Source organism: Methylobacterium sp. ARG-1, from assembly GCF_001262595.1.
Taxonomy (GTDB): domain Bacteria; phylum Pseudomonadota; class Alphaproteobacteria; order Rhizobiales; family Beijerinckiaceae; genus Methylobacterium; species Methylobacterium brachiatum.
In genome coordinates this window covers 16059-29845 of record NZ_LHCD01000015.1, presented here as the reverse complement: position 1 = coordinate 29845, position 13787 = coordinate 16059, and the positions used below count along the sequence as shown (strand labels likewise).

Sequence of the window (13787 nt, the reverse complement as noted above, 5' to 3'; positions counted from 1 at the left end):
CAGCTTAGTGCAGGCCCGGCCACCGCACCACGGCGAACCCGTGGACGCGGTTATCAGAATGCCAGACGCATCCCCCCGACGATGTTGCGTGGCGCACCCGCGAATACCGAGCCGGTGGTGGTGGCCAGCACCCCGGCGCCGTTCTGGAGGCCGGTTGCGCCGCTGATCGAGTTGGCCAAGTTCTGCGCCGAGGCCGCGAAGGTCGTGTCGAACAGGTTGCGGACTTCAAGATAGAGACTCAGCCGCTTGGCGTAGCCGCCGGTCAGCTCGGTGGCGTAGTGGACGTTGGCGTTGACGATCGCGTAGCCCGGCGCCTTCAGCAGGTTGGCGTTGTCGATGTAGAAATCGCCCTGCACCACGGTCTCGACGAAGGCTCCGAGACCGGCGAGCGGCCCGGCGGGAACGTCGTAGCCCACGCGCGCCAGGAGCTGATGGGCCGGGACGCCCGGGATCTGGTTGCCCGCCCGGTCGAACCGGCGGGTCAGGCTGCCGGCGCTCAGCTGCTCCGTGTAGCGCGTGTAGATCTGATCATCGAACGTGTAGGCCAGCGTTCCGCGCCAGCCCGGCGCGAAGGCCCAGTCACCCCCGACCTCGAGGCCCCGATGCTCGGAGGCCGGCGCGTTGAAGAAGTAGGTCTGGAGCCCTGCGCCCGGCGATTGCGAGACCAGCTCGTTGCGGAAGAACTCGTAGAAGCCGGTCACGCTGAGGCGCAGGGTCTCGGTCGGGTTCCAGTCTGCGCCGAGATCGAAGCCGAGATTCTCCTGGGTCTCGAGCTGGGTGTTGTTGCCGGGCAGCCCCGCCGGGGTGACGAATAGGTTGCTCGCCGCCGGGGTGGTGTAGCCGGTGGCGACCCGGCCGCGGAACGCCCAGGCCTCGTCCGGCCGGTAGACCAGGGCGAGTTCGGGGGCGACGTTGAGGAAGGTCCGGTCGGCATCCGCCACCGTGCGGGTCGTGCCGCTGGCGCTGTAACTATAGGCCAGGTTGCGACCGGTGATGGCCGTGCTCTCGGCGCTGATGCCCAGCACGCCGGTCCACTGATCGGACAGGGCGAGTTCGAGGCGGGCCCGGCCGCCAAGATTGGATTGGACCGCGTCCTGGATACCGATCAGCGCCCCGAGACGCGGCCCGCCATAGGGGGCGCGGTTGTAGGTGGCGATGTGGGTGTCGATCGTGCTGTAGGCGAGCGCGACGTAGCCCACGGCCGGGAGGCCGAACAGGTCGCCGCGGCGTGTCACGTCGCTCAGGAAATTCCATGACGGAAAGGAGCCTTGTGACGAGGTCGTGTAGAACGGCTGGTTGAAGTTCCGCTCGTCGAAGCCGAGCTGCGTGCGCCAGGTCGTGAACGCGTCGATATCGTGCTCCCACCGCGCCGCCACGATGGTTCGCCGGTCCTTGCGCCCGAACCCGCCCTCGTCGGCGGTCACCGGCACGGTCGCACCGAACGCGCCGTTGCCGAACAGGGCGAAGGTGGTGCAGCCGGGCGCCGCGCTCGCGGCCGCGGCGCAGCTCCGCTGGTAGGGGTTGATCCGATACTGCGCCAGCGAGGAGCGGGCCGCGAGATTGGCGTCGAGATTGTTGTTGATCACCTTCAGAGTGAAGCGGTTGTCCGGCGTCGGCGTGTAACTCGCCAGCAGGTTGATGGTCTGCGTATCGTAGCTTGAATGGTCCTGGTAGCCGTTGGCCCGGACGTCGCTGGCGAACAGGCTGATCTCGAACGGCCCGCTGGCCTTGCCCACCGTGAAGTAATTGCTGATGTAGCCGAAGCTGCCCGCGTCGGTCCCGATCTCGTAGCCGTCGATCTCCCGGCCGGTGCGGGTGCGGAACGCGATGGCGCCGCCCGTGGCGTAGTTGCCGAACAGGGGCGATTGCGGGCCGCGGAACACATCGATGCGGCTATAGGCCCGCGAGTCGGTCAGGTCGAAGCGCGACGCCCCGTCGGCCTGGGTCAGGATGAACCCGTCCTCCAGCACGACGGTGTTCTTGATGACGCCGGTGGAGCGGGCGTTGTTGCCGCGGATCGAGATAATCACGTCGCGGCCGCCATTGCCCTGGCGGACGGTGACGCCGGGGCTGTTTGCGAGCACCGAGCCGATGCTGGTCGCCGGCCGATTGGCGATGGTGTTCTCGCGCCCGATCCCGGTGACGACCTGGCCGACCGGGTTCTCGATGACCGAGGGCGCGGAGCCTTGGGGGGCACCCACGCCGAACGGGACGGCAATGGCGGTCCAGCCCGCGCCGGGCGCGGCTTCGCCCTCCACGGACAGCTCGTCCAGCGTGACGGCCTGCTGCGCCGAGGCGGGCAGCGTGCCGCCGGCCACCAACAGCGCCAATCTTCCGAACCGCGCGGCGGCTTGGTGAATCGACATCCCAATTTCTCGTCTGATCAATCTACGGGCCGGACGGCGCGGCGGCCGCACGGGGAGGAGCCGGGATCAGGCGGCAAGGGGCGGCGCGCGGGGCTGGCCGACGACGCGCGGCGCCGGCCTCGGATCCGACAGTGGGGGGATTGGCCAGGCCGGCGCGGTCCAGCGCAGCAGGCGCGCCGCGGCCGGGACCGCCGGAAGGGGCGGCGGGACCATGCCGGCGCGGCACAGCCGGCAGACGTCGCAGTCGTGGGGCGCCACCGGCCGATCCGCGGAGGCGGCAATCGCGTCACCCCCGGGCGCGTGACCGCACAGGATCGCGCCGGGCATGTCGGGGGCCGCCAGCGCCATCCGGAGGGCTGCCATCGGCGCGAGCAGCTGCATCCAGAGGGCGAGCAGGATCAGTCCGGCCCCGAGGGGACCCGACCGCCTGCACGGGGGATCGACGTCGGTCGACACGGGCCTCGAGCCCGTCGGCCGGGGATCAGACCGCCCAGCGACCGCGTGCGGCCTGCACGGCGAGGTCGAGGCCGATCATGCCGAGGATCGCCAAGCCGGTCAGGGGAAACAGCGCACCGAGGCCCGCGATCACCAGGGTGACGGTGACGACCACGCGCCGATCCCGCGGCCAGGGCGGGACGCCGAGTCCGCCGACCGGCCGGCGCTTCCACCAAATCGTGGCGGCGGTGACGGCGAGCAGGATCGTGGCGAGGCAGAAGGCCAGCATGGCGAACTGGTTGGCCCGGCCCCAATGCTCGCCCTTGTGGATGCCGATCCCGTACTGGATCGCGCGACCGACCGGCCCGAGATCGGCGAAATGCACGTCGACGAGGGGCGCCCCGGTATATTGATCGAGGGAGATCATCCGCTGCTGGGCGACGTCGTGGGGATAGGATGCCGCGGCGTAGACGCCGTCCGCGCCGACCGGCAGCGCCAGTTCGTAGCCCCGCGGCATGCCGAGCCGCGCCAGGATCGCGGCCGCCTGATCGATCCCGAGGGGCTCCGCCGCCCGCCCGGACGGCTGCGAGCGCGGCACGGGCGCATCCTGCAGGGTCCAGCCGGCATCCGGCAGCCGCGCGCGTATCGGCACCGTGGAGACCGGCCGGCCGGCCCACAGAATCGCGGGCTGGCCGAGGCCCGCGGCGTTCGACCAGCTGCGCAGCTGCTGCCCCCACCAGAGCGACCAAGGCAGTCCGGTGATCGCCAGGAACAGCAAACCGCCGCCGGCGACGAACCCGGTCACGGCGTGCAGGTCGCGCCACCAGACCCGGCGACGCGGGGTTCCGCGCAGGCTCACGACGCCACCCACTTGGCCGCGCGGCCACCACAGATACACGCCCGTGATCACAAGGATGATGGCGAAGCCCGCCACCACCTCGATCACCGCGTTCGCGAAGGCGCCGACATAGCTGAGGCTGTGCAGGCCGCGCACGACCATCATGAACTCGCCGTCGCGGTCGACGCGGTCGAGCACCGATCCGGTATAGGGGTCCAGGTAGACGAGACGCTTGCGACCGCCTTCCGAGAGGGTAACCAGGGCCGAGGCGTCGGGTGCGGACGGGTCCGTGTAGGAGAGCGGCACCCCGTCCGGCTCGGCTTGGAGGGCGTTGAAGATCAGCCGGTCCGGCCCGAGCGGCGGCGTGGCCTGAATCGCCACGCGGGTCCGGTAGGCGAACAGGCTGCCGTTAATCTCATTCTTGAATAGGTAGACCGCGCCGGTCGCCGAGAGGGTGATTAGGAACGGCAGGCACAGCAGCCCGGCGTAGAAGTGCCAGCGCCACACGGCGCGATAAACCGCCTCGCGGGAGGCGCGCAGAGCCGTGACGGCCCCAAACGCGGGGGCGCTGCCGTGCAGTAGAATCGACATGGGATTGGTCCGGGCCTGAACGATCGGAAAGCGGGATCGTCAGGCGGACGGCGGACCTCGGGCGCTGGTAGCTGTGAGTGGCGGCCCGGTCTTCGGATGCGCCGCTTCCGCGCGCCAGACGAGGCGCAGGGACGGTGCGAACGGCCAGGCGACGGTAACCGGTGCCGATGCCGGCAGCGCCACGCCGGTGACCTGCACCAGGGTACAGCATGGATGGGCGTGGAGCGGGGCTGGACCATCCTCCGGCGCGCCGGACGTGTGCTCGGCGCACAGAACCGCCCCGGGAGATCCGAAGGCGTGGGCCGGTGTGGCGAAGCCGAGGAAGGCCTGGAGCAGCAGCGCGTAGAGCGCGACCATCCCGATGATCGCGCGGCCTTCAACCGTCTGGGGCAGGCACCGGCGCATGGGTCTTCTGTTAGGCATCGCCGCCGCCCACCGTCAACGGGGCGCAGGCGTATTCATGAGGCCGGGCCACGAGGTTGATTGCCAGGAAAGGTGACGGGCGCCGCCGCTCTGCCGAAACGCGATCCGAACGATTCGGTGATGCTGCGCGGGTGTGAGGCGGCACCGCACAGCCAAGCGAGGTGCGTACGCATCCCACGCCTGACGCTCAGCTGCGTCCGGCGGTCTCGCTATCGATGTGATTGACGTGAGGTGGCTGGGGGACCTGGATTCGAACCAGGACTAGAGGAGTCAGAGTCCACCGTTCTACCGTTAAACTATCCCCCAACAGGCCGGTCGATCCATAACCCACGCGACCGGACAGCGCCCGTGCCGGCTTGGTGGCCCCGGGCGTGGGCGGTGAGATATGCGGAATGCCGCGACAGGTCAACCGTGCGTTCTGCGGTTGACGCGGCGCCCGGGGCGTCCATAACCGGGACGCCGCCTCTGCGGCTAGGAAGGGTGGCCGAGTGGTTTAAGGCAGCGGTCTTGAAAACCGCCGTGGGGGCAACTCCACCGTGGGTTCGAATCCCACCCCTTCCGCCAGCCGGCGTTGATGGCACAGGTAAATTGGCGTCGGACGTCGGTTTACCCCACCATCTGCCCCACCAGCGAACCGGACTTGATGGCTGCGAACCCCACCGTCTCTGAGCTGCGCAAGACCTCCGACGTCACCGACGACGAAATTACCGCCGCGGTCGACGCGGTGCTCGCTGACCTCGCGAGTGAGGCCTACCCGCTCGCAAAAGGGTGGGTGCTCGATTTGGTCGCGGCGGTCGCGAATCACAAAGCCTCCCAGGATGCGCTCCTCACCGATCGCGAGGCCTACAAGCGCAACATGGTCCGCACCGCGATCCTGCTGGCGCATCCGGTGAAGGGGTGACCGAGCCGGCGGACCGAATCGCTGTCCAGCATATGATGCGGCGGCTCGATGGGTTCGCCCGCGGCCTCGGCTTGGACGAGGCGGCCACGCGGCAGATCGTCGAGAAGGTCGCCGCGGACATGGTCGATCAGCCGGACGAGGAGCGCATGATGGAGGCGCGGAACCGAATGATCGTAGCGTCCGCATAGCCGCATGCTCGAGGAGGATCCGATCGCCGAGGCCGTGACCGTCCTCACGTCCCGCGGCCACACCGTCGAGCCCGACGACGATTTTGAGAACTGGCGCGTCGATGGAGGCGAGCCTATCACCGCTGGCGACCTGCTGGCCTGGGCCATCGTGCTCGGCCTGAACGGCGGCGTGGGACGGCTGCAGTAGCGCGATGCGGATCGAACGAACCGGCGCCCGGCCGCGCAAGGACACTCGGGCACGGATCCTGGCAGTTCTGGCACCTGAGCCTTTGACCGCCGTGCAGATCGCCGAGCGCGCCGGCATTCCAGGCCGGGAGCGGGGACGCGAAGCGGCCCTGGTGCTGACCCGCCTTGAAGCTGACGGCTTGACGATCAGGGAGGAGGGGCGGCGGCAGTTTCCGCGGTGGCGAGCGCTTCCGGCCGCTCTCGCCGCGCTACAATCCGGCAGCGATCCCGAAGGGTGACCTCGTGCTTGGGCCACAGGTCGCAGGCCGTCTCAAACGCGACCCGCGCCATGGCGATGGGGTAGATCACCGCGAGCTGCGCCTCGATGCGGCCGCCGGTCTCGGTCCAGACCTCGATCGTGTAGGGCACGCCGGGCGGGACCGGGATGGTAGGACGCACGGGCGGCGGCAGCGTGATCGCGGCCAGGCACAGGTGCTCGTATTTCCGGGCCGGCGGAGACCCGGGCGGGCGCTGATAGCGGCACGAGGCCGTCAGGGTGCGCAGCACATCGAGGGTCGACATGTCCGGACCGAACCGCTCGCGCAGGCTGGCGACGGTGTACCGGCCGGACCGCTTGCAGGACGAGCAATCCACATAGACCCGACCGGGCTGAATATCGCGCAGGAGCCCCGGCACCACTTCCCTCCGTTCTGGAACGAAGGCGGAACATGCCAGATCCGGGCGCCTGGTTCAGCGGAGCGCGGCTCTGGCTCGCGCGATGCCGGTGGAGGGCTGTGGATCGCGCCGGAGAACGCCAGCCCGATCAGGCGCTTCGATCGACCGTCGCCGCGAACTCCCAGATCGGCGGCTCTTAGGTTTGCCCAGACTTCGTCCGGTGGCAGGAGAAGCGACCTTGTGCAGCGCTTACTCGTCGTCCCACCTCATGGCATCCAGCCTGATGGACGCGACCTCGATTCCAGTGCCGTCCACGTCGATCACGAGCGCGATCTCGGCGTCACGTTGGACGATCTCCGCTTCCGCGAGCCGTTTGGCGGCGACTCGATCCTCGAAGCCCTCAGCCTCGCCGATGACAGCGCCGTCTCTGCGGAATTCAACACGGTAGGTCATGGCATCACATGCCATGGGTAGATGACGGCTTCAAAGCGCTCGAGCTGATCGCGCCAGGTGGCAACGGCGGGCGGAAGGTCGACGGGGGTGGGACTGGCTGACATGCCAGCCGGAAGCTTCATCTTTCACCTGTTGTCAAGCGAACGCACCTCACCATACACATGCGCATGGAGATCAGCCGAAACCGCTCGGACGTGAGCAACCAAGTGGAATGGCCGAACCCTATGACCGACCGTAAAGCGCCACCTCGCCCCGACCACATTCCCCAGCGTCCGCTGCCGAAAACGCCGGAGCTGTCGCACGTTTTCGCCAAGAACCTCGAGGAAGCGGATGCCATCAAGCGAGATGCCGCAGAACGAAGAGAGCGGCTCAGAGGAGCCCTACGAGGACCAACCGCGAGATTCCGTCTATGACTTCATCTACCAAGATGTCCGAAGGATAGGATCATTTCTGGCCCAATTTGACGAGTACGGCGTTAGGCAATCAGTTAAGGCCACGCAATCAACAGGTCGGAACGAAAGCACGCGAGGAGCTGCAACGGGCAGCGTATCCATTCCTCATGTCATGACTGGCGCCGGAACCTACGATAGCTCAATAGGGACTGATGCTAGGGACTCCGCTGAGTTCACTTTCGACCCGCTTTGGTCGAACGCTCGTCGTTTGCTAGATTATCTCACTCAACATAATTTATTGCACAAAGATATCTGGAATACACGACTAGGATCGTTTATTCAGTTAGAGGGACAACTTGCGGTTATTGATGTAAGTTTGGCCAAGCCTGCGTTGAAGGTCAATTATATCAAGAACCTTATGCGTCAAGGGGCAATCCAGCACCTAGCGGGTTCCCAAGCTGAACGCAACAAGGTATTTGATGCATTCAGCGAAGTTGTAGGGTTTCTACCAGATACTGTTCAAGCTCATCTGGTTGGAAGCAACTTCACTGCATGGTGCACCCTTGCGGATAATTTCTTATCTAATCCCAGCGCTGAATTGGCGTTGAAGCACGGGCCCATAGTACGCGGCGACTGGACTTTAATAGGAATTTTGGATGCCTTCCCAGATCCAGATCAAGAGCCCACTCCCGATAATCCCGAGCCGCAAACATTAAGCGATGTAGTAGCCGAGCATTCCGGAACAATGATTGGATCAGTAGCAGCTAGGATAAATTCCGTAGCTCGCAGTTTAGCAGGTAGGTCGCAAAATTTCTTCGGCGTAACGCCGTTGGTTATTTTTCGAGAGGTCTCAGCAACAAGCGCTGCTATTTCATAATATCAGTATTCGCTACGGATTATGCGCTAAGACAGATACTTAACGGTGTGTGGCCTCGACCCGCTCGGCCCCGCCCCGATCTGCTCGCGGGGCGGATGCGATCCTATGATATACTTGAATTATTCGTCTGCGAATATCTGCGGATAAGTACGTTTCAGATCGGTCTCATATACATCAAATCTATCTAAGTAAGACGCGACAAGGATAATTTTGGTGAATATGACCGATCCCATAGCAGATAGTACAATGCCTCCCGTCAACAAAGCCAGGGCCGGAAGTTCGCGCGCCAACTCTTTGAGATCGAGTCCGGAAAATCCATCTAAGTCTTTCATCGAATATTTATTTGCCAGATACAAAGCAAAGGATACCGCGAAAATGGAAATCTGAAAGCTCAATATCGATATTGTGGAGCCAATGACGAAGAAAGAGGTTTTGTCTATCCTGCCAGATTTCAATCCCCTAATAAGTCTATAATTTGACTTTAATTTATTTAATCTTCTCTGTGAGATAGTTCGCCGTCCCCGGTCGAAGGCGATTTGTATTTTATTGTTGAGCAAATTAGCGGCGATCGATGCTATCAGACTGAGAATCGCGCCAATAGCAATGCCGTACCAGAAAACATTATCCACTTATATTCTCCAGTCTATGCAACTAACTTTACGCTTGTCAAGAAGTTGGCAGCTTGCCCGGGGACTGTCAAAGCGGCGCTGCCAAGAGCGGCGATGCGTTGTCCCCTGTCCAGAGGCTATAGTCGGTTCCTTCTAACCAGCCGCAAACAAAAATCTCATTCAAAAGTGGCTGGCGCTGCAGAAGCTGTTTGCGCTTCCGAAGGCGTGCGTGAATGAAAGCGTCAGAGCACGAAAAACCCGCCGCGGCGCTGGGCCGGGCGGGCCGATGTCATTCGCGGTGTGCGCCGCTCCCCCGACGGTGAGCGCTCGGCCTTTCGTCGCACGCTGGCTTTTCCTCCGAACCGTCAGCGGCACACGCAGTTGCCGCCTGACGACGATGGAGGGGAGAACGATGTCGAACCCAGCCAAGGGACAGCGCGGCGATGGCCAGCGCCACAGCACGATGAGCGCCAAGGAACAGAAGGCCGCCGAGGTCCAAGAGGCCGGGAGTGCAAAGGCCGACGCAGGCCACCCCGAGGTCCTCGAAGGTGGGAAAGCGGAGTCGACGACCGAGGGCAAGGGGCATCCCAAGTCGGCGGCATCGAATGCACCGGCAGGCGGGACCAGCGACGCGGCTACGAGCTCGGCGACAGTGGGCAAGGCTGAGAAGGAGGCTGCAGCTGCGGCCGGCGCCGAAAAGGAGCAGCACGGGCGCGGCCACCGGAAGTCGGAGTAACCTTCTCGCATCGAGTGATCCGCTCGGCCCCGCCCCGATCTGCTCACGGGGCGGGGGAGCATCCGAGCTAGAGCCACTGCTGTTCGATCGCCATGCCCGTGCAGAAGATGCGCCGTCCGTACTCATCGCGGACTGTGACGCTGACTGCCCCGCTTCCCGAACGGTTGATCAGGGATCTGGCCAAATCCGGAAGCGATGCGGTCGCCTCCTCCGCTGCGGCTTTCGTATCGGGGAGGTCGAACCCCTCCTCGTCGCTCACGAAGACACCGTCGAAAGTATCGAAGAAGTAACGCGGCACCCGCGCCTCCGTCCTGATCTCATCACAGAAACTTCTGACCGAACGGTCTGTTTCCGTCCGTTTGCAGACCGATCACCCACAAAAATCCTGCTCTGGTGGACCAGGCGGGCTGAGCAGGGACGCGCTGAATTGTTTTCAGGCGTCGAGTAATACCTTAGTCGCCAGTTGAATGACGCATTCTTGACTGGGCCCCGCCGCCAACGAGTTCAGCGGGCGCCTTTGTCTCCAGTTCGCGCAACCTCCTGCCGAGCTACGCTGATAACCCGACGCCGTCCCGGGCTATCCTTGATTGCCACCCAGAGGCGCATCAGCGTGAGCAGATCACCCACCTCGCCCTCGGGTTGGTCGTTCAGGAACGCCTCCACGGGCATTTGAAGCTCCAGCGCCAGCTGCTTCAGCGTCGCGAGCCGTCGATGGTGCGGGGACTCGATATCAGACATGCCCGCAAACGCTTTTGGCGGCGTTTCGGTCGCTAATGCGATACAAAAAGTGCTTCACCAACTCATTTTTGAAATAAGCATGCCTGACGCTGGGTCAGACATGCTCGGCTTATAGTATAGCGAGAACACACCGAGGCGCAAAGCTCTCAAAATGCCGTGACTTACCGATGCGTCCAAGCATAAATCTCGTGCATATCTCCTTCAAAGCAAAACCAGTGCGCGCCCGTGGCAGATCTCACTCCGTGCTCCGGATAGGCCTCGGCGATGCTTGAAACGATGGACTGTGCCTCCCTTTTGTTGTGAACATCGTACACCAACATCTGAGGTCTTCGAGGCGATATTCGATTTATTTTTCGGAGAAAGATTGAATAGGCTGCCATTTCAAATCTCTACGAACTGGAGATATATGTGTAAGCATACGTTTCTGGTGATGATATTGTTCATTATCGACGTCATAATGGTAAATGGAATCAAAAAATCGAACTTTGGACAAATGCGTGTTGCCCTCGTTGGCAGCTGCATCCATTGCCAATCATGTTTCGAACCAAGAAGAGCGCCTCGGCTGAAGGCAGCGCGCTGGTGGCAATCCAAATCACGGGAACGCTCCGGTGATCGCCGGCTCGGCCGCGCTTGATCTGATCACGGGTGTGGCCGAACACCTGAATGATCCAAACTTTCTAAATGGGCCATCAACCTGAAAAAGCCCCGCGCGGCGGCTGCCGGCGGGGCTGAAGGTTGTGATCTCGAATCCAAGGGGGAATCGGAAATCGCGGGGACCATACCGCGACCGAAGCCAAAAGAAAGCCCCGGACGCAGCGCTGGGCTGGCCGGGGCTCGGTAGGTCTCTCGCCAGAGAGACGGGAGACGCGGTGGGCGGGGTGGTGGTTCCCGGTCAGTCCGGCACGTTCGGATGCTCAGCGAACCAAGGCTTCAGCGCTCCAGCGAGGCTGTGCATGTCCGGCGCACTCGCCATGAACCCGATGCCGACGAGCACCCCGATCGCGACGGCAATCCCGAGCCGGATCCAGTTCGGCCGCGGGATGTCTTCCTCGACACTGTGCTTGGCCGTCAGATGCAGAGTGCCCCCGAGGATCTGCAGCCACAGGAACCAGCCGTTGATGTTCGAGTCGAGCATCCACTGTGGCTGACCACCTGATGCCCAGATCAGCACCCACCCGGCCGAGCCGGCGACGCCGAACCAGGACAGGACGATGCCGAGGATGAGCTGCCCGCTGTAGGACGGCCAAGGCGTGCGCAGCGCCTTCACGATGCCGGGCAGGAACGCGATGGAGACGGCTATCGCGACAAGTGTCCGACCAATGCGCAAAAACTCGTTCTGAGGTTTGATCGGCACCCACGGGACAACCGCCCAGAACCCAAACATCAGGACCAGCCCAACCCACAGCGTGCGGCTGCGGAGGATTTCGGTGACCGCCTTCATCGCGATTTTCTCAGCAGCTCTCGCGTGGCCTCGGCAACTTTGAAGGCAGCCTCGCCAACCTTCGGACGGTCCGTCAGACGATCGCCGGATCGCCCTTCGATGCGGTGGATGGTGGCTTCCATGGAGGTGGCCCGGCTGTCGGCGGCCATCGTGACTTGCACGAGGGCCCGGCGCCGGGTCTTGTTGGCGTGGACGCTGGCCGCCACGGCGCGCGTGAATTCCGCGTGCACGTCCTTTCGGAGCGCCGCCGGCAGCACGAGCCCGAGAACCGACTTCCACGTCATGAGGGCCGCCCCTCCAGCCGTCGCTTGATCTCTTCCTGGTTCTTCAGGATCTCGACGCCGCGCGAGGCTGCCGCTTGAGCGGCGAGCTCGGTCTGGTGCGACAGCTTCTCGACACCGTCGTCCGTCGCCTCGAGCGTGGTCGTTAGGGCGGTGATCGTGAGGTTGCCGGCGACCGTCGCGGCCGTGTTGGCGTGGAGGGCCGCGACTACCTCGCGCATGATCGAGGTGCTGAGCCGATCCAGCTTCCAGAACAGGAAGGCGACTGCCAGCCCAAGGATGACGCACACCGCGCCGAGCACCTTGTATTGCAGCAGAAGATCGCCGGCATCGGACGCTGCCTTGATAGCCTCGGCAGCCTGCGCGTGCGCTTCGGTGATGAACACGAGCAATCAGCGCTTCGGTGCGATGGCGGGCGCAGCCGTGCCCTTCTGCTTATCGTAGGAGCGCAGACCGGCGATCCCGAGCATGCCGGTGAGCACCGTCATCAGCACCTCGGACGGCGGCACCGGCGGCATGGGGATGCCGATCGAGAGCGCCGCATTCACGATGCCAGTGAGCCACGCCAGGAGCGGCTGCACGAGGGCTACGTAGATCAGGCCTACGCCGCAGCCCCAGCCGACGAATGGCCGCCAACCGCCCACGAACATCGACGGGTTCTGGGCCTCCGCTGTGTTGGTCTCTGCCTGGGCCTTGGCGATCTCGGCGGCGGACTGAGCGACGGCAGCCTCGCGGTCGGCGACGAGCTTCTGCATCTCGATCGCCGCCTGCGCCTGCTGCCCCGGATCCGGGATGAAGCGCCCGATGATGTTGGTGATGCCCTCGATCACCGCGGGTGCGGCAGTGAGGGCCCCGATGATACCTGCGGCCATGGATCAGCTCTTCTTCGTGGGCGGGAGATTGGTGCGCAGGTTGGCCAGGATCCGGCCGAAGAAGCCGGGTTGGGCCTGAACGGTCGGGCCGGCCGGGACCACAGGAATGACCGGCGAGCCGCTATTGCGCGGTGCGGGTGGCGCAAGGGGCTTCGTCTCGACGGAGACAGTCGGAACCGCGAAGGCAGCGAGGGCCATCGCCTCGGCACGGACGCCCTCGACACGGGCGCTCCACCCCCGGCCGAACGTTGACCAGGTCGAGAGCCGCCGCAGGAAGGCCATGCGGTCGGCGCAGATCCGCTCGATGGTCTGGCCGGCATCCTTGGACGCAGCGGCCGCCAGCGTCAGCGGACCGAGCTTCCCATCGTCCGCCACGCTAAGCGCACGCTGAAGCGAAGGGATCGCCCGGCCCTTGCCCGAGTTCACCGCAAAGTCGAAGACGCAGTAGTCGACCCCGGACGGCAGCTCGTCGCCGTGCACGGCGTTCCAGTAATTACGGCGGTAGATCGGCGCCACGGCCGCCTTGGTGAGCGCCTTCACCTCGGCTTTGGTGGCGGGCCGCCCGAGCCAGTCCGACAGGGTGCCAATGGTGACGCCAAGGTTCGTCGCACCACCCGGGTCCGCCGGGTGATCGACGTACCCACCCTCATGCACGAGCACGAGCGCCAGCGCCCGCTCGAAGTTGGCGGCTGCCATGTGATCCTCACGATGTCAGGAGTTGGGCCGGTCAGCGGCCGATATCAGTGCCAACAAATATCAATATTGCACTGCACGATTGATAGCGGCCGTGAATTCAATCACAAACCG

The 13787-nt window shown here is 64.3% G+C and carries 19 protein-coding genes and 2 tRNA genes; 6 read left to right on the top strand and 15 right to left on the bottom strand.

The features are described from left to right. Positions 1-53 precede the first annotated feature (53 nt). The 5 genes from AKJ13_RS15305 to AKJ13_RS15285 form a co-directional block, all read right to left on the bottom strand. Positions 54-2366, bottom strand: coding sequence for a TonB-dependent receptor (locus AKJ13_RS15305; protein ID WP_050734116.1), 2313 nt, complete (start codon positions 2364-2366; stop codon positions 54-56). A gap of 66 nt (positions 2367-2432) precedes the next feature. Next, complete coding sequence (locus AKJ13_RS15300) at positions 2433-2822, bottom strand: DUF2946 family protein (protein ID WP_064774629.1); 390 nt, start codon at positions 2820-2822, stop codon at positions 2433-2435. A gap of 25 nt (positions 2823-2847) precedes the next feature. Next, a complete protein-coding gene (locus AKJ13_RS15295) occupies positions 2848-4230 on the bottom strand; it encodes a PepSY domain-containing protein (RefSeq protein WP_050734115.1) in 1383 nt (460 codons plus the stop codon). Between the two features lie 39 nt (positions 4231-4269). Continuing rightward, complete coding sequence (locus tag AKJ13_RS15290; protein WP_050734114.1) at positions 4270-4635, bottom strand: hypothetical protein; 366 nt, start codon at positions 4633-4635, stop codon at positions 4270-4272. Positions 4636-4885: 250 nt separating this feature from the next. Next, positions 4886-4959, bottom strand: a tRNA-Gln gene (locus AKJ13_RS15285). 168 nt (positions 4960-5127) lie between these two features. On the opposite strand from AKJ13_RS15285, the gene AKJ13_RS15280 reads away from it, so the two are divergent. The 4 genes from AKJ13_RS15280 to AKJ13_RS15265 all read left to right on the top strand — a co-directional run bounded on the left by AKJ13_RS15280 (position 5128) and on the right by AKJ13_RS15265 (position 5929). Further along, a tRNA-Ser gene (locus tag AKJ13_RS15280) sits at positions 5128-5217 on the top strand. 79 nt (positions 5218-5296) lie between these two features. Then, entirely contained in the window at positions 5297-5554 is a 258-nt protein-coding gene (locus AKJ13_RS15275) for a hypothetical protein (RefSeq protein WP_050734113.1), read from the top strand. Then, on the top strand, positions 5551-5742 hold the full coding sequence (locus AKJ13_RS15270; protein WP_050734112.1) for a hypothetical protein: 192 nt from the start codon (positions 5551-5553) through the stop codon (positions 5740-5742). The genes AKJ13_RS15275 and AKJ13_RS15270 overlap by 4 nt, the downstream gene beginning before the upstream one ends. Positions 5743-5746: 4 nt before the next feature. Continuing rightward, entirely contained in the window at positions 5747-5929 is a 183-nt protein-coding gene (locus AKJ13_RS15265; RefSeq protein WP_007565065.1) for a hypothetical protein, read from the top strand. Between the two features lie 185 nt (positions 5930-6114). Here AKJ13_RS15265 and AKJ13_RS15260 read toward each other — a convergent pair whose 3' ends face one another. Then, the gene (locus AKJ13_RS15260) at positions 6115-6603 is read right to left on the bottom strand and encodes a hypothetical protein (RefSeq protein WP_050734291.1); all 489 of its coding nucleotides are present in this window, start codon (positions 6601-6603) and stop codon (positions 6115-6117) included. Positions 6604-6831: 228 nt separating this feature from the next. Further along, positions 6832-7035 (bottom strand): hypothetical protein, encoded by a 204-nt coding sequence (locus AKJ13_RS15255; protein WP_050734111.1) that lies wholly within the window; start codon positions 7033-7035, stop codon positions 6832-6834. Between the two features lie 330 nt (positions 7036-7365). Between AKJ13_RS15255 and AKJ13_RS31385 the strand changes: the two genes are divergently transcribed. Then, entirely contained in the window at positions 7366-8304 is a 939-nt protein-coding gene (locus AKJ13_RS31385; protein ID WP_210166722.1) for a hypothetical protein, read from the top strand. A gap of 119 nt (positions 8305-8423) precedes the next feature. Here AKJ13_RS31385 and AKJ13_RS31380 read toward each other — a convergent pair whose 3' ends face one another. Beyond that, entirely contained in the window at positions 8424-8933 is a 510-nt protein-coding gene (locus tag AKJ13_RS31380) for a hypothetical protein (protein WP_144426261.1), read from the bottom strand. Positions 8934-9324: 391 nt separating this feature from the next. Between AKJ13_RS31380 and AKJ13_RS15250 the strand changes: the two genes are divergently transcribed. Continuing rightward, positions 9325-9648 carry a hypothetical protein gene (locus AKJ13_RS15250; protein WP_050734290.1) on the top strand — a complete coding sequence of 108 codons (324 nt, stop codon included), beginning with the start codon at positions 9325-9327 and terminating at the stop codon, positions 9646-9648. 67 nt (positions 9649-9715) lie between these two features. On the opposite strand, the gene AKJ13_RS15245 is transcribed toward AKJ13_RS15250, so the two are convergent. The 7 genes from AKJ13_RS15245 to AKJ13_RS15215 all read right to left on the bottom strand — a co-directional run bounded on the left by AKJ13_RS15245 (position 9716) and on the right by AKJ13_RS15215 (position 13676). Further along, the gene (locus tag AKJ13_RS15245; RefSeq protein WP_050734110.1) at positions 9716-9946 is read right to left on the bottom strand and encodes a hypothetical protein; all 231 of its coding nucleotides are present in this window, start codon (positions 9944-9946) and stop codon (positions 9716-9718) included. A 206-nt stretch (positions 9947-10152) separates the two neighbouring features. After that, the gene (locus tag AKJ13_RS15240; RefSeq protein WP_050734109.1) at positions 10153-10386 is read right to left on the bottom strand and encodes a hypothetical protein; all 234 of its coding nucleotides are present in this window, start codon (positions 10384-10386) and stop codon (positions 10153-10155) included. 892 nt (positions 10387-11278) lie between these two features. Continuing rightward, positions 11279-11827: a hypothetical protein gene (locus AKJ13_RS15235; RefSeq protein WP_050734108.1), complete on the bottom strand. Its 549-nt coding sequence runs from the start codon at positions 11825-11827 to the stop codon at positions 11279-11281. Then, complete coding sequence (locus tag AKJ13_RS15230; RefSeq protein WP_050734107.1) at positions 11824-12111, bottom strand: hypothetical protein; 288 nt, start codon at positions 12109-12111, stop codon at positions 11824-11826. Before AKJ13_RS15230 ends, AKJ13_RS15235 begins: the two co-directional genes overlap by 4 nt. Further along, positions 12108-12500, bottom strand: a complete 393-nt coding sequence (locus tag AKJ13_RS15225; RefSeq protein ID WP_050734106.1) for a hypothetical protein — start codon at positions 12498-12500, stop codon at positions 12108-12110. The genes AKJ13_RS15230 and AKJ13_RS15225 overlap by 4 nt, the downstream gene beginning before the upstream one ends. Beyond that, positions 12501-12980, bottom strand: a complete 480-nt coding sequence (locus AKJ13_RS15220; protein ID WP_050734105.1) for a 3TM-type holin — start codon at positions 12978-12980, stop codon at positions 12501-12503. A gap of 3 nt (positions 12981-12983) precedes the next feature. Continuing rightward, positions 12984-13676, bottom strand: coding sequence for a glycoside hydrolase family 108 protein (locus tag AKJ13_RS15215; RefSeq protein ID WP_064774628.1), 693 nt, complete (start codon positions 13674-13676; stop codon positions 12984-12986). Between the last annotated feature and the right edge of the window lie 111 nt (positions 13677-13787).

Coding starts and splice junctions, on each gene's coding strand:
- AKJ13_RS15305 (WP_050734116.1), bottom strand. CDS start 2,366: ATGTCGATTCACCAAGCCGCCGCGCGGTTCGGAAGATTGGCGCTGTTG.
- AKJ13_RS15295 (WP_050734115.1), bottom strand. CDS start 4,230: ATGTCGATTCTACTGCACGGCAGCGCCCCCGCGTTTGGGGCCGTCACG.
- AKJ13_RS15290 (WP_050734114.1), bottom strand. CDS start 4,635: ATGCGCCGGTGCCTGCCCCAGACGGTTGAAGGCCGCGCGATCATCGGG.
- AKJ13_RS15275 (WP_050734113.1), top strand. CDS start 5,297: ATGGCTGCGAACCCCACCGTCTCTGAGCTGCGCAAGACCTCCGACGTC.
- AKJ13_RS15265 (WP_007565065.1), top strand. CDS start 5,747: ATGCTCGAGGAGGATCCGATCGCCGAGGCCGTGACCGTCCTCACGTCC.
- AKJ13_RS15255 (WP_050734111.1), bottom strand. CDS start 7,035: ATGACCTACCGTGTTGAATTCCGCAGAGACGGCGCTGTCATCGGCGAG.
- AKJ13_RS31385 (WP_210166722.1), top strand. CDS start 7,366: ATGCCATCAAGCGAGATGCCGCAGAACGAAGAGAGCGGCTCAGAGGAG.
- AKJ13_RS15250 (WP_050734290.1), top strand. CDS start 9,325: ATGTCGAACCCAGCCAAGGGACAGCGCGGCGATGGCCAGCGCCACAGC.
- AKJ13_RS15240 (WP_050734109.1), bottom strand. CDS start 10,386: ATGTCTGATATCGAGTCCCCGCACCATCGACGGCTCGCGACGCTGAAG.
- AKJ13_RS15235 (WP_050734108.1), bottom strand. CDS start 11,827: ATGAAGGCGGTCACCGAAATCCTCCGCAGCCGCACGCTGTGGGTTGGG.
- AKJ13_RS15230 (WP_050734107.1), bottom strand. CDS start 12,111: ATGACGTGGAAGTCGGTTCTCGGGCTCGTGCTGCCGGCGGCGCTCCGA.
- AKJ13_RS15220 (WP_050734105.1), bottom strand. CDS start 12,980: ATGGCCGCAGGTATCATCGGGGCCCTCACTGCCGCACCCGCGGTGATC.
- AKJ13_RS15215 (WP_064774628.1), bottom strand. CDS start 13,676: ATGGCAGCCGCCAACTTCGAGCGGGCGCTGGCGCTCGTGCTCGTGCAT.